The sequence below is a fragment of the Stenotrophomonas sp. SKA14 genome (assembly GCF_000158575.1).
GTDB classification, from domain to species: Bacteria; Pseudomonadota; Gammaproteobacteria; order Xanthomonadales; family Xanthomonadaceae; genus Stenotrophomonas; species Stenotrophomonas forensis.
The window spans coordinates 4,735,522-4,750,294 of record NZ_DS999412.1 but is presented as its reverse complement, the minus strand read 5'-3'; the positions used below and the strand labels follow the sequence as shown (position 1 = coordinate 4,750,294).

Below are 14,773 nucleotides of genomic sequence, written 5' to 3'. Positions count from 1 at the left end.
GCCATCCCACGGGAACCCCGCTTTTGCTTTGGCAGTTGCTGTTGCCGTTGCTGTTGCCGTTGCCCTGGCTTCGGCGGGTGCCGGGCGCCGCCCGGCCAGAGCCCTTCCCCCGCTTCCGGTACAATGTCGGGCCCGTTTCCCAACTACGGTTCCCCGGACATGATGGTCCTCGAGGGCGCGCCCGCCCTGTCGCCGTTCCGCCGCGAACGTCTTGAATCCCGCCTGCAGTCCATCGCTCCCTCCCTGCGCATCAGCGGCGCCTGGCACGTCTACTTCGTGCAGCCCGAAGGCAGCGCCGCCCCCGACCTGACCACCCTGTGCCGCATCCTCGAAGCTGCGCCGCAGGCCGAGGCCGTGGCCGACGGCGCGGTCAGCCGCATCGTGGTGCCGCGCCTGGGTACGCTGTCGCCGTGGTCGAGCAAGGCCACTGAACTGGTCCGCGGTGCGGGCCAGCCGGTCAGCCGGGTCGAGCGTGGCCTGCGTATCGACGTGCAGGGCTGGCCGGCCGATGCCGCCGCCCAGCAGGCGCTGGTCAAGGCGCTGCACGACCCGATGACGCAGTCGGTGCTGGAGACCGTGGCAGAGGGCCAGGCGCTGTTCTCGGCACCGGCCCGCGGTGAACTGGAACGCGTGCCGGTGGACCAGCTGGAGGCCGCCAACCAGCGCCTCGGCCTGGCCATGGCCCAGGACGAGATCGACTACCTGCGCGAACGCTTCACCGCGCTGGGCCGCTCGCCGTCGGACGTCGAACTGATGATGTTCGCGCAGGCCAATTCCGAGCACTGCCGCCACAAGATCTTCAACGCCAGCTGGACCATCGACGGCCAGGAACAGGACCGCTCGCTGTTCCGGATGATCAAGAACACCCACCAGCAGACCCCGCAGCACACGCTCAGCGCGTACAGCGACAATGCAGCGGTGATCGAAGGCCACCCGGCCTCGCGCTACCGCCCGGATCCGGCCAGCGGCGAATACCGCCGCGAGCCGCAGGTGCCCAGCGCGTTCCAGATCAAGGTGGAAACGCACAACCATCCGACCGCGATCGCGCCGTTCCCGGGCGCATCGACCGGTAACGGTGGCGAGATCCGCGACGAAGGTGCGACCGGCCGCGGCGGCAAGCCGAAGGCCGGCCTGTCCGGTTTCTCGGTCTCGCACCTGCGCATCCCCGAGCTGCCGCAGCCGTGGGAAGCGCCGCGCGCGCTGAACCCGCGCATGGCACCTGCGCTGGAAATCATGACCGACGGCCCGCTCGGCGGCGCCGCGTTCAACAACGAATTCGGCCGCCCGAACCTGCTCGGCTACTTCCGCAGCTTCGAGCTGCCCGAAGGTGCTGATCTGGTCCGCGCCTACGACAAGCCGATCATGCTGGCCGGTGGCCTTGGCGCGATCGACCGCATCCAGGTCGAGAAGATCCAGCTGCAGGCGGGTGATGCGGTCATCGTGCTCGGTGGCCCGGCGATGCTGATCGGCCTGGGCGGCGGTGCCGCCAGTTCGGTGGCCTCCGGCGAGAGCGCCGAGGATCTGGACTTCGCCAGCGTGCAGCGCGACAACCCGGAAATGGAGCGCCGCTGCCAGGAGGTCATCGACCGCTGCGTGGCGATGGGTGCCAACAACCCGATCAAGTTCTTCCACGACGTCGGTGCCGGTGGCCTGTCCAATGCCATCCCCGAACTGCTGCACGACTCCAAGGTCGGCGGTGTCATCGATCTGGGCAAGGTGCCCACCGATGATCCGTCGCTGTCGCCGATGCAGCTGTGGTGCAACGAGTCGCAGGAGCGTTATGTGCTCGGTGTCGCGCAGGAGCGCCTGGCCGAGTTCGCCGCGCTGTGCGCGCGCGAGCGCTGCCCGTTCGCCGCGGTCGGCGTGGCCACCGCCGAGGAACACCTGGTGGTGGCCTACGGTGCGGTGCCGGGTCACACCCCGGCCGATGCGCCGATCGACCTGCCGATGGACGTGCTGTTCGGCAAGCCGCCGAAGATGCACCGCGACACCGCGCACCCGCCGGCACCGCGCTGGCCGGCATTGAAGACCGGCGGCCTGGACCTGCAGGAAGCGGGCCTGCGCGTGCTTGCGCACCCAACGGTGGCCTCGAAGAATTTCCTGGTCACCATCGGTGACCGCAGCGTCGGCGGCCTGACCGCGCGCGAACAGATGGTCGGCCCGTGGCAGCTGCCGGTGGCCGACGTGGCGATCACCCTGGCCGACTTCGATGGCGTGTCCGGCGAAGCGATGTCGATCGGTGAGCGCACCCCGCTGGCCCTGCTCGATGCGGCCGCTTCGGCACGCATGGCGGTGGGTGAAGCACTGACCAACCTGTGCGCGGCCCCGGTCGACGCACTGGATGAAATCAAACTGTCGGCGAACTGGATGGCCGCTGCCGGCCACCCGGGCGAGGACGCGCTGCTGTACGACGCGGTCAAGGCCGTGGGCATGGAACTGTGCCCGCAGCTGGATATCAGCATCCCGGTGGGCAAGGACTCGCTGTCGATGCAGGCGCAGTGGCACGACCAGGGCGAAGCGCACAAGAGCGTGTCGCCGGTGTCGCTGGTCATCTCGGCGTTCGCGCCGGTCGCCGACGTGCGCAAGCAGCTGACCCCGCTGCTCGACCGCGACGTGGAAAGCGAGCTGTGGCTGATCGGCCTCGGTGCCGGCAAGCAGCGCCTGGGCGGTTCGATCCTGGCCCAGGTGCATGCCGACCACGGCGATCTGCCGGCCTTCGCCGGTGCCGCCCCGGACCTGGACGATCCGCAGCGCCTGCGTGGCTTCTTCGAGCTGATCCGCGATGCGCGCCAGTCCGGTCTGCTGCTGGCCTACCACGACCGCAGCGACGGTGGTGCCTTCGCTGCGCTGTGCGAAATGGCCTTCACCTCGCGTCTGGGCCTGGACATCACCCTCGATGCCTGGGGCGATGATCCGTTCCGCAGCCTGTTCAATGAAGAACTGGGCGCAGTGGTGCAGATCGCGCGCGAAGACCGCGCCGCGTTCGCCGATCTGGTCGAGCGCCATGCACTGACCGAATGCGCGCAGCGCATCGCCAAGCCGACCACCGCGCCGGTGGTGCGTGTGTCGCTGGGCGGCGAGAACCTGGCCGAATGGCGTTGGGACGCGCTGTTCGACGCCTGGTGGTCGGTCACCCACGCGATGCAGAAGCGCCGCGACAACCCGGCCAATGCCGATGCCGAGCGTGAAATCGCCCGCGCCTTCAACGCACCGGGCCTGAAGCCGAAGCTCAGCTTCGACCTCAACGAAGACGTGGCCGCCCCGTTCATCAGCACCGGTGCGCGTCCGCGCGTGGCGGTGCTGCGCGAGCAGGGCGTCAACGGCCAGATTGAAATGGCCAACGCCTTCGAACGTGCCGGCTTCCGCGCGTTCGACGTGAACATGAGCGACCTGATCGAAGGCCGCGTGGCGCTGCAGGACTTCACCGGCCTGGTCGCCTGCGGCGGCTTCAGCTATGGCGACGTGCTCGGTGCCGGCCGTGGCTGGGCGACCTCGATCCTGGAGCGCAGCGCGCTGCGTGATGCGTTCGCCGCGTTCTTCGCCCGCGAAGACAGCTTCGCGCTGGGTGTGTGCAACGGCTGCCAGATGATGAGCCAGCTGAAGAACATCATCCCCGGTGCCGAGCACTGGCCGCAGTTCCGCCGCAATGCCAGCGAGCAGTTCGAAGCCCGCACCGCGCTGCTGGAGGTGGTGGAGTCGCCGTCGGTCCTGCTGCGTGGCATGGCGGGCTCGCGCCTGCAGGTGGCAGTCGCGCACGGCGAAGGCCAGGCGGTGTTCGACAACGCCGTCGACCAGGCCGCGGCCCGTGTTTCTCTGCGCTACATCGATGGCCACGGTAATGTTGCCAGCCAGTACCCGCTGAACCCGAACGGCTCGCCGGACGGCATCACCGGCCTGACCAGCAGCGACGGCCGCGTCACCATCATGATGCCGCACCCGGAGCGCACCCCACGCGCGCTCAACCTGAGCTGGGCGCCGGCCGAATGGCAGGGTGATTCGCCGTGGATGCGCATGTTCCGCAACGCGCGGGTGTGGTGCGGCTGACGGCGCAACCGTCGCGCACGCCACAATGCGATGAGGTACGGAAAACCCGGCAGGCGACTGTCGGGTTTTTCTTTGGTCGGGCAGAAATACCTGCCGCAACCATCAGTTACACGCGTTTACAGTGCGTCGGCGGTTCGTCACTCAGATCTAACAAAATCGCTTTATAAACAGGTGAAATAGTGAACTGCTTCACGGCAATAGGATTTGCCGTGTCAAAGTCTTGACGATCTGGAAAGTTGCCGTTAACACTTGAACCCCGTTACAGAATCATTCATTTCGCAGTAACCGGTTGGCGCACGCGCTCGGTTTTCTGTCGCTGCGCGCCGTTCGGCAATACCCCGCAGTAAATCACGCGAATAGACGCCCCCAGGGGACGTTGGGCCGGAAAGCCCAGCGGTGGCGTTGCTTTGCCCAAAACCAGTCCAATCAGGAGCCGTACCGATGAATCGGATTTATCGCAAGGTCTGGAACAAAGCATTGGGTCAGTTGGTGGTGGCTTCGGAACTGGCCTCCTCCGGCAGCAGCAGCGGTGGGGTCGTCGACCAGCGCCGCGATGCGACACGAGCCACGCCCGCATTGCTGGCAGTGGCGCTGGGCCTGGTATTGGGGTTGGGCATGAGCGGCACCGCCGCCGCGCAATCAGTGCAGATCGGCGGCAGCGCCACCTGCGTCGCATTCAGCGGCAAGCTGCTGGAAAAGTGCCTGATCGAAGGCTCGGCCACGGCCAAGGGCAGCAACGCCGTTGCGATCGGCAGCAACAGCAACGCCAGTGCCGCCAACAGCGTGGCGCTGGGCGCCGGCTCCAAGGCCACGCGGGCCAACACCGTGTCCGTCGGTGATGCCGGCAAGGAACGGCAGATCACCAATGTCGCGGCGGGCGCCCAGGCGACCGATGCGGTGAACAAGGCGCAGCTCGATGCGCAGGCACGGGCCACGCAGGCGGCGATTGCCGACGTGGCCGCAGACGGCAGCCGCTATTTCAAGGCCGACGGCGCAGGCGATGACAGCGACGCGGCGAAGATCGACGGGCAGGGCGCATTGGCGGCCGGTGCAGGTGCGCAGTCGCTGGCCAATGCCACCACTGCCATCGGTACCCAGGCCATCGCCGCCGGCATCGGCGCCAGCGCGTTCGGCCAGGGCGCATTGGCCATTGGCGACGCCAGCGTCGTGGTCGGGCAGAGTGCTGCGGCGTTCGGCCTGGGCGACACCGCCGTGGGTGCCAGTGCCTATGCGGCCAGCGAGAACGGCGCGGCCACCGCGCTCGGCGCGTTGTCCGAAGCCAGCGCTGATGGTGCCACTGCTGTGGGTGGCGGTGCCGTGGCGATGGGCCCGGGCAGCACCGCGCTGGGCCGTGGCGCGACCGCCGCCAACGAAGCGTCGATTGCGGTCGGCGCGTTCAGCACCGCCGTGGGTGAATACAGCACCGCGCTGGGCTCCAATTCGGCGGCGGTGGCCACCGGCAGCGTGGCGCTGGGCGCCGGTTCGCTGGCCGACCGTGTCGATACGGTGTCCGTCGGCGCCGCCGCGTATGGCCTGACCCGGCAGATCACCAGCGTGGCGGCCGGTACCGAAGACACCGATGCCGTCAACGTGGGCCAGCTGAAGGACGTGGCCGCCGTGGCCGATGCCACCGCCAAGCGCTTCCAGGCCAACGGCAGCAGCAACAGCGATGCCGGTGCGCTGGCCGAGGGCGACGAGGCGCTGGCCGCAGGCGAAGCGGCCAACGCGATCGGCAGCGGCACTACGGCCGTCGGTGCCGGTGCCACCGCCGTCGCGCAGAACGCCACCGCCGTCGGCAACAACGCACTGGCCTCGGGCCAGAACAGCGCGGCGTTCGGCAACAATGCGCAGGCCAACGGCCCGGGCAGCGTCGCCGTTGGCGGTGCTGCGGTCGATGCCGATGGCAATCCGCTGATCACCAGTGGCGGTGTGCCGGTGGAAACCGGCGCCACCAGTGCCGGTGTCGGTGGCACCGCCGTGGGCGCCAGTGCCGATGCCGGTGGTTTCGCCGCGTCGGCCTATGGCGTGGGCGCGTATGCCGCCGGTGCGCAGTCCTCCGCGTTCGGCGCGGTCGCCAATGCCATCGGTGACTACTCCACCGCGCTGGGCACGCAGAGCAACGCCACCGGTACCAGCAGCGTGGCCATCGGTGGCCCGGCCGACCTGATTCCCGGCCTGGGCTTCTTCGTGCAGACCCAGGCCAGTGGCGAGGCCGCAACCGCGGTGGGCGCCGGTGCCATCGCCAGCGGCGATCGCGCGGTGGCCAACGGCAGCCTGACCGAAGCCTCCGGCGCCGAAGCGACTGCGGTCGGCTACTTCGCCTACGCACCCGGCGAGAACGCCAGCGCGCTCGGCGCGCAGACCTGGGCCAGCGGCGCGCAGAGCACGGCGGTGGGCTACTACGCCACTGCACGCGGCGCCAACAGTGTCGCACTCGGCGCGAATTCCGAAGCGGTGCGTGCCAACAGCGTGGCCGTCGGCAGCGCCGGCAACGAGCGGCAGATCACCAGTGTTGCTGCAGGCAGCGAAGCCACCGATGCGGTGAACAAGGCGCAGCTCGATGCCGTGGCCAGCACCGCTGACAGCACCGCGCGTTTCTTCCAGGCACAGCCGGAAGCGGGCAGCGATGCCGGCGCACTGGCCGAAGGTGAAGGCGCGGTTGCCGCCGGTTCGTCGAGCAATGCGATCGGTGCCGGCGCGGTTGCACAGGGCGCTGCCGCCTCGGCGATCGGTGATGACAGCGTGGCGGTCGGCCGCAACAGCAACGCCACCGGCAAGGGCGGCGTGGCGATCGGTGGCCTCGGCCAGGCCTACGACGAGTACAACCAGCCGATCATCGGTGCCGACGGCACGGCGCAGCAGGTGGGTACCACCGCCGTTGCCGATGCCACCGCAGTCGGCAGCGGCGCGCAGGCCACCGGGGCTGCCAGCAGCGCCTTCGGCAACGCGGCCAAGGCCAGTGGTGACAACAGCTTCGCCGCAGGCGGCAAGTCGCGCGCCACCGGCAGCTATGCGGTCGCGGTCGGCGACAGCGCATTCGCCAGCAGCGATGACAGCACCGCTGTCGGCGGCTACAGCTGGGCCACGGCCAGCGGCGCCAGCGCCTTCGGTTCCGGCGCGTGGGCCACCGCCACCAACGCCTCGGCCTTCGGCAACGCGGCCTGGGCCAGCGGCAGCGGTGCAACCTCCATCGGTTACAACAGCTGGGCCAACGGCGCCAGTTCCACCGCGGTGGGTCGCGGCGCCTTCGGCTATGGCGACAACAGCGTAGCGCTGGGCTTCCAGGCACTGGGCAACAGCCTCAACAGCATCGCCATCGGCACCAACACGGTGGCCGGTGGTGAAAGCGCGATCGCGCTCGGCGCCGGCAGCAATGCCAGCGCCAGCAATGCCGTCGCGCTGGGCGCCGGTTCAGTGGCCAACCGTGCCCGCACGGTGTCGGTCGGCAGCGCCGGCAACGAACGCCAGGTCACCAACGTGGCTGCTGGCACGCAGGCCACCGATGCAGTGAACAAGGCGCAGCTGGATGCGGTGGCGAGCACCGCCAGCACCACCAGCCGCTTCTTCCAGGCCAGCGGCAACGGCGACGATGTGGCCGGTGCGCTGGTGGAGGGGGACAACGCGCTGGCGGCGGGCGATGCGGCCAACGCCATCGGCAATGGCGCCACCGCGCTGGGCAGCGGCGCCAATGCGCTGGCCAACAATGCACAGGCACTGGGCTTCAATGCACTGGCAACCGCGGCCAACGCCAGCGCGGTGGGTGCCAATGCACAGGCCACCGGCGAGTACGCCACCGCGCACGGTGCGGAAAGCGAGGCCAGCGGCGAGCAGAGCGCCGCTTTCGGTGCCGCCAGCATCGCCAGCGGCGCCGGCAGCACGGCCAACGGTGTGCTGTCCGAAGCGTCCGGCGAAGAAGCCGTGGCCGTGGGCTACTTCAGCAATGCCAGTGGCGATGCGGCGACCGCCGTGGGCAGCGAAAGCGTGGCCAGCGGTACCGCATCGGCGGCATTCGGCATCGGCGCCGAAGCCACCGGTGGCTACAGCACCGCCATCGGTGGCTACGCGCAGGCTTCGGCCTTCAATGCCACCGCGTTCGGCAATTTCGCCAATGCTTCCGGCTCCAACAGCGTGGCCCTGGGCGGCGATTCGGAGGCGTCCGGTGCCTACAGCACGGCAACCGGCCAGGGCAGCCTGGCCACCGGAACCAACAGCGTTGCCATCGGTGGCTCGTTGTTCGGTGTGCTGGCCACCGAGGCCTCGGGCAACTACTCCACCGCGGTGGGTGGCGGCGCCTGGTCGGGTGGCATCAACAGCACCGCGCTGGGCAACGCCGCCGAATCGCGCGGCGCCAACAGCGTGGCGCTGGGTGCGGACTCGATTGCAGACCGTGACAACACCGTTTCGGTGGGCGGGGGCGGCAACACCCGCCAGATCACCAACGTAGCCGACGGTACGCAGGGCAACGACGCGGTCAACAAGAACCAGCTCGATGCGGTTGCCGCTGCAGCGGAAAAAACCAGCAGGCAGTTCCAGGCCAGCGGCAATGCCGATGGCGAAACCGGCGCACTGGTCGAGGGCGACAACGCACTGGCGGCCGGTGATGCGGCCAATGCCATCGGCAACGGTGCCACCGCACTCGGCAGCGGTGCCAATGCGCTGGCTGCCAATGCCACGGCCGTCGGTATCGATGCGCTGGCCACCGGCAACAACGCAGCGGCGCTGGGCAGTACCGCACAGGCCACCGGTGAAGACAGCCTGGCCCTGGGCAGTGGCGCCAGCGCCAGCGAGCTGGGTGCCAGCGCCACCGGCGCACGTGCTCAGGCCAGTGGTGCCTACAGCACCGCAACCGGCACCGAGTCCAACGCCAGCGGCACGCAGGCACTGGCCAGTGGCTTCCGCAGCGCCGCGTCCGCTGATGGCACCACCGCTGTCGGCGGCTATGCCGAAGCCAGCGGCCGCCTCGGTACCGCGCTGGGCTATGGATCGGCGGCCAGTGGTGCCAACACCACGGCGGTCGGCTTCGGCGCGGCCGCGGCCGGTACCGGCGCGGTGGCCGTGGGCCAGTCCAGCGAGGCCAGTGGCGAGGAGAGCGTCGCCATCGGCGGCAGTACCTTCTTCGGCCTGATCCCGTCGCGTGCCAGCGGTACTGGCGCCGCGGCATTCGGCGCAGGTGCGTGGGCCACCGAAGACTACGCCACCGCCATCGGCTGGAATTCGTGGGCGGCTGGCAGCAGCGCCACTGCACTCGGTGCCAATGCCACCGCCAACGGCAGCAACAGCGTCGCTCTCGGTGCGGGCTCCAAGGCGGACCGCGACAACACCGTTGCCGTCGGCAAGGCCGGTGGCGAACGCCAGGTGACCCATGTTGCCGCCGGCACCGAAGCCACCGACGCGGTGAACAAGGGCCAGCTGGATGCAGTGGCCACGGTTGCCGACAAGACCAGCCGCCAGTTCCAGGCCAGTGGCAACGCCGATGGCGAGGCCGGTGCACTGGTCGACGGTGACAACGCCCTGGCGGCCGGCAACGCGGCCAACGCCATCGGCAACGGCGCTACCGCGCTGGGCAGTGGTGCCAACGCGATGGCCGCCAATGCCACCGCAGTCGGCTTCGATGCACTGGCCACCGGCAACAACGCCGCGGCGCTGGGCAATGCTGCACAGGCCAGTGGCGTCGACAGCGTGGCGGTGGGCAGCGGTGCCAGCGCCAGCGAACTCGGCGCCAGTGCCAGTGGTGCCGGTGCCCAGGCCAAGGGCGCCTACAGCACCGCCAGCGGCGCGCAGGCCACGGCCAGTGGCACGCAGTCGCAGGCCAGCGGCTTCCGCGCCAATGCGTCGGCCGATGGCGCCTCGGCACTGGGCAGCTATGCTGAAGCCAGCGGTCGTCTCGGTACGGCAGTCGGCTACGGCAGCAAGGCCACTGGCGCGAATGCCACTGCGGTGGGTGTCAGTGCCAACGCCTCGGCCGCCGGCAGCATTGCACTGGGTGCCGGCTCGGTGGCCGATCGTGCCAACACCGTGTCGGTCGGCAGTGTCAGCACCGACCGCCAGATCACCCGGGTCGCTGCGGGTACCGAGCGTACCGATGCGGTCAACCGCGGCCAGCTCGATGCAGTGGCGGCGACCGCCGACGGCACCGCGCGTTACCTCAAGGCCACCGGCAGTGGTACCGCCAGTGCCAGCGGCAGCGATGCCACGGCCATCGGTTCGGCGGCCAGTGCCAGCGGCGCACGCAGCAACGCCGTGGGCGCCAACGCGATGGCGATCGGCAATGGCGCGCTGGCACTGGGTAACAGCGCCGGTGCATCCGGTGCCAACTCGGTGGCGCTGGGCGCAGGGTCACGTGCGCTTGACGCCAACGTGGTCTCGGTCGGCGGTGGCAATGGCACCGATGGCCCGGCGACGCGTCGCATCGTCAATGTGGCTGATGGCCGCATCGGTGCAGGCAGCAGTGACGCGATCACCGGCTCGCAGCTCAACGTCACCAACCAGCGTGTCGGTGCGGTGGAGACCCGCGTGGGCGATTTCGATTCGCGCATCGCCACGGTCGAAACCACCGCAGCCAGCGCGGTCAGCTACGACGATGCCAGCCGTGACCGCCTGACCCTGTCCGGCTTCCAGGGCACCACCCTCGACAACGTCGGCGCGGGCAGCATCGCCGCTGGCAGCCGCCAGGCCATCAATGGTGGGCAGCTGTTCCAGTCGCTCAGCGACGCCGCCAGCTTCCTCGGTGGCGGTGCCAGCGTCGGCATGCAGGGCGTGTTCGTGGCGCCGAACTACGTGATCCAGGGGGCTACCTACAGCAATGTCGGCGATGCACTGGGTGCGCTGGATCGCAAGGTCAGCGAAATCGACCGTCGTACCGCCGGTGGCACGCGCGCCGGAACCGCCAGCCTGCGCGCGATGAGTGCGCCGCTGGAGGACGGTGCGCAGGCCAGTGTCGCGGCCGCATCGGTGGCGGACGCAGCGCCGGCCAGCACTGCGCGTGTGCAGGGTACGCCGACCGCGGCTGCGGCGGGTGCCGGCATTCCGGTGGGCACCCCGGCGAGCGGTTTCAATGCGGTTGCCATGGGCGAGGGCGCGGTTGCCAGTGGTGCCTCGTCCACCGCCATCGGCCAGGGCGCGAATGCCAGCGCAGCGAACGCGGTGGCGCTGGGCCAGGGTTCGGTTGCCGACCGTGCCAATACGGTGTCGGTGGGCAGCGAAGGCAACGAGCGTCAGGTGACCAACGTGGCGGCCGGTACCACGGCCACCGACGCGGTCAACAAGGGCCAGCTCGACCGTGGCATGGCCACCGCCAACAGCTACACCGACAGCCGCGTCCAGGCCGTCGCCGACAGCTTCGATGTGTTCAAGGGCGAGATCGATGGGCGCCTGCGTCACATGGACCGCCGCATCGACCGTCAGGGCGCGATGAGCGCCGCGATGCTCAACATGGCCACCAGCGCGGCCGGTATCCGCACCCAGAACCGGGTCGGTGTCGGCATCGGGTTCCAGGGTGGCGAATCGGCGCTGTCGCTGGGTTACCAGCGTGCAATCAGCGATCGCGCCACGGTCACCTTCGGCGGTGCCTTCAGCAGCGATGACAGCTCGGTCGGCGTCGGTGCCGGCTTCGGCTGGTAAGCCCGTCAATTGCGCCGGCGGCCACCCACGCCGGCGCAGCACCTGCAGTGAGGGCCTGGGGGGAGGTCACGGCAATCCCGGCTGGGCCGGCCGGGAGTCGTCAAGGTGTAGCGGCGCGCGATAAATGAGGCAGGGAACGCGCGATAAATGGGTGCTGCCGCAGTTTACGGAGAGTGCAACGAATTTGCAGATACAGAAACGCCCCGGAGGGCCGGGGCGTCTTTCGTGGAGTCCTGTGCCGGAGGCCGGGCTTAGGCCTCGGCAACCGACTGGCTGTGCACAATCTCCCCGAGCCGGTTGACGGCCGCCTCCTGCAACTTGGCCAGCAGGGAGACCAGCGACCACACGCGGGCGCGCGAAATGCCGTTCAGGTTGGACTCGGGGGAGATCAGGTCAATGATCGCGGCCCGCGCCTCGGCAACACCTTCTTCGCCCACACCCTCGGGGAAGTTACGAGGCTCGATGGCGTAGAAGAGCATGGCAAGGTTGTCGCGGTTGATGGCGTCATGGCCGCCCCGGACCTCAAGCGCGTCGCGCAGACCGTTCAAGGCAGAAGAGACGGTGCCCAGGTCATCATGGGCTTGGGATGCTGCCCGCTTGAGCGAGTTGGACTGCGGCGAGCTTGCGATAATCGTGTTCATGTCGGGTCCTCAGGTCTTTTGATGAGTGACCGCCAGCCCAACGCCAATTGGGTGGCGGACGGTACGCGGTTGGCGTGCCGGCCTGAGGACCGGTGGGCCTTGCGGCCCCCGCGCACCGCCCACCGCAGAATCGGTGGACCTGCCCCCGCCCGATGCGGGACAACAAAAAAGCGCCTTCATCGGGCGATGGGCGCTTGCTGCGCCTCAGGTACTCGGGACGCCAATCCCGGCCGCCACATGTGGGGCGACGTGGGAAACACTACACCCCCGCGACCCCACATGCAACATCTTTGTGGATGGGTGGTCACCGCCCCGTGACTCCGCCATCGGAGAACTTGGCGAACGGCCAACGGCCGAAAGAGCGGCCCACCCTGCGGTCGTTGTTTGGGCCGCAGCCCACGGACACGCACCGCTTGTCCGTCAGCGCCTGGCTCAGCGCTCGGGAACGAATTCCTCCAGGCCGGTCTCCAGGTTCATGCGCATCCAGCCCCGGACGCCATCCCGCACGACGATTGCCCTGGCGCGGAGCGGATCATCAATCTCTTCCTGCCGCCGACGGCGAGCCATGTCTTCAGTCATCTTATTCAGCCACTCCCAACTGCCCGGCTGAATCGGTTCGACCTTCACCGGCTTGGGCGGTAGTGCCAGGCCGATGCGGTGCGCATCCTTCTTCAGCAACTCCAGCTCGGATTCGATGGTCAGCATCTCCCGGTCAATGTCACCGATCTTCGCCAGGGACTCTTTCAACGGAAGAGCCTTCGGCCAATTGGCGATGCCATCCAGGGCGTCAGCCGTAGCCAGCTTCATTTCATCCAAGAGGAAGTAGGTTGCGGCAAGCTGGCTCACCGGGTCCGGGTCAAAGTCCCCGCCGTAGACGGCTCCACGTAGTCCGCCCGGCAGCGTGCCCAGCATGTCGTCGGCTTTCATCGCGTTGACGCTCATCGCCGTCTCAACCGTGGGCTTCTTATCGGCGCGGTCATGGCTCCCGAAGATACTGTTTCTGAGATTTTGTGTCAGCCGCGCACGATAGTGGTCAGCCTTCAAATCCAACATGCGCCACATGAGCGCGATGTAGTCCGTGCGTGAAATTGGCTGTGAGGTGATCTTGCTGCGCTCTGCCGCCAGGACTTCCAGTCGCTGGTAACGCTCGGCAACGGCGGTGTTGATCTTCTCTTTGATCGCGCCCAGGCTTTCGATGCTGGACTGGATTTCCGTGATGCTGCTCATGGTGACCTCTTATCGTTGGATGGCCCTTTGGGCCATGATCGCGGCTTGGATAAAGCCGATAGACGGATTGGCGTGCTGCACGTCACGCGCGAGTTCGTACAGTTGCATCTGCGTGCGATCAACCTGAGCTCCAACGGGTATGGAGAAGTTCGCCGCAGCGGGAGTGCCGCCATGTGCTGGCTCTGCAAAGCTCAAAGGCTGCATTCCCTTCACAGCCGGAGCCTGAGCGCCCAGAAAGCCCACGTGACGCAGGTAGTAGCTACCCGGCATGGGATTGCCTGGCGTGTTGGGAAAGTAGATCGAGGCTGAAACGTTCTTGTAATTGCCGCTCCGCACCGAACTGATCAGGCCATCAGCCACATCGGCGAAGGCGTACAGCTCGCCATCCATATCGGCCAGGCCGCGCACCTGGCCAAAGGTGTTCGATTCATCGTCAGGGTGTCCGATCACCAAGGGCGCAGACTTCAGTGCCTGGCTGTAGTTGATCGCAACGGCGCTGACCGCCCGTTTGTCGACGGTGATGGGACCGGACTGAGAGTTCCATGTGCCCGCCCGAAATATCTGAAATGCACGTAGTGCCATAGTGGAAGTCCTGCCACGCAATAGGTTGATGGCCGCTGACTGATCAACGGTGCTGATTGGAATGCACGGCTTTAATCAGTGCCTGCTCGGCTGTTTGCACTGCGCCTGTTCCGTTCGCGCGTTCGCTGCAAGATGCGACGAACAGAGCGCTCGGAGATGCCAAAGGTGGCGGCGATGTCATGGGTTCTTTCGCCTGCGCGGTAGCGAGCAACAATTGCCACGTGCTGCTCGGCCTGGCGGGCAGCTGCCATCGAAGGGATATAGACCGAGCCGCCAGAGAATGTCGTGGACACTGCTGCCACCGCAGCTCCCCCTGCAGATTCCCGACGTGCCTGGTCACAGCCCAGCTTCGCCAACTGAGCGATGACCTCCTCTTTCAGGCACTGCATGAACCCGTCGCGGCGTACCTTTGTGTCGCAACGTCGTCCGGCGCTCTCGGCGGAAACTGGAAAGCACAGGTTGACCCCGCCGTACTCACGGGCGATGCGCTGGACCACTGCCTGTACAACCGTGGGGATATGTACCTCGGCACGCAAGCTACGCAGCGCCAGCTCAACCGCCCCCCCCAAGCTCTCAAGCGCTCCGGAACCCTCGCGCGGCGAGGCAACGAGACCTCCCACGGCTCCACCCCGACCCTGGCTTCGCCCACCGACAGCACC

General features: G+C 68.0%; 6 protein-coding genes. 2 read left to right on the top strand and 4 right to left on the bottom strand.

Going from position 1 to position 14,773, the window contains the following annotated elements; translation table 11 throughout:
- Window positions 1–159 precede the first annotated feature (159 nt).
- Both purL and SSKA14_RS21735 read left to right on the top strand, forming a co-directional pair.
- Window positions 160–4,044 carry a phosphoribosylformylglycinamidine synthase gene (gene purL / locus SSKA14_RS21740; protein WP_087944951.1) on the top strand — a complete coding sequence of 1,295 codons (3,885 nt, stop codon included), beginning with the start codon at window positions 160–162 and terminating at the stop codon, window positions 4,042–4,044.
- A 441-nt stretch (window positions 4,045–4,485) separates the two neighbouring features.
- On the top strand, window positions 4,486–11,664 hold the full coding sequence (locus SSKA14_RS21735) for an ESPR-type extended signal peptide-containing protein (protein ID WP_008264989.1): 7,179 nt from the start codon (window positions 4,486–4,488) through the stop codon (window positions 11,662–11,664).
- Window positions 11,665–11,915: 251 nt separating this feature from the next.
- Here the strand turns inward: SSKA14_RS21735 and SSKA14_RS21730 are convergent, their stop codons facing one another.
- The 4 genes from SSKA14_RS21730 to SSKA14_RS23630 form a co-directional block, all read right to left on the bottom strand.
- Window positions 11,916–12,305 carry a hypothetical protein gene (locus SSKA14_RS21730; protein WP_008266197.1) on the bottom strand — a complete coding sequence of 130 codons (390 nt, stop codon included), beginning with the start codon at window positions 12,303–12,305 and terminating at the stop codon, window positions 11,916–11,918.
- 432 nt (window positions 12,306–12,737) lie between these two features.
- Window positions 12,738–13,532 (bottom strand): hypothetical protein, encoded by a 795-nt coding sequence (locus tag SSKA14_RS21725; RefSeq protein ID WP_008267828.1) that lies wholly within the window; start codon window positions 13,530–13,532, stop codon window positions 12,738–12,740.
- Between the two features lie 9 nt (window positions 13,533–13,541).
- The gene (locus SSKA14_RS21720) at window positions 13,542–14,114 is read right to left on the bottom strand and encodes a hypothetical protein (RefSeq protein ID WP_008265881.1); all 573 of its coding nucleotides are present in this window, start codon (window positions 14,112–14,114) and stop codon (window positions 13,542–13,544) included.
- A 71-nt stretch (window positions 14,115–14,185) separates the two neighbouring features.
- On the bottom strand, window positions 14,186–14,611 hold the full coding sequence (locus tag SSKA14_RS23630; protein WP_148239708.1) for a Mor transcription activator family protein: 426 nt from the start codon (window positions 14,609–14,611) through the stop codon (window positions 14,186–14,188).
- Between the last annotated feature and the right edge of the window lie 162 nt (window positions 14,612–14,773).

Coding starts and splice junctions, on each gene's coding strand:
- SSKA14_RS21720 (WP_008265881.1), bottom strand. CDS start 14,114: ATGGCACTACGTGCATTTCAGATATTTCGGGCGGGCACATGGAACTCT.
- purL (WP_087944951.1), top strand. CDS start 160: ATGATGGTCCTCGAGGGCGCGCCCGCCCTGTCGCCGTTCCGCCGCGAA.
- SSKA14_RS21725 (WP_008267828.1), bottom strand. CDS start 13,532: ATGAGCAGCATCACGGAAATCCAGTCCAGCATCGAAAGCCTGGGCGCG.
- SSKA14_RS21730 (WP_008266197.1), bottom strand. CDS start 12,305: ATGAACACGATTATCGCAAGCTCGCCGCAGTCCAACTCGCTCAAGCGG.
- SSKA14_RS21735 (WP_008264989.1), top strand. CDS start 4,486: ATGAATCGGATTTATCGCAAGGTCTGGAACAAAGCATTGGGTCAGTTG.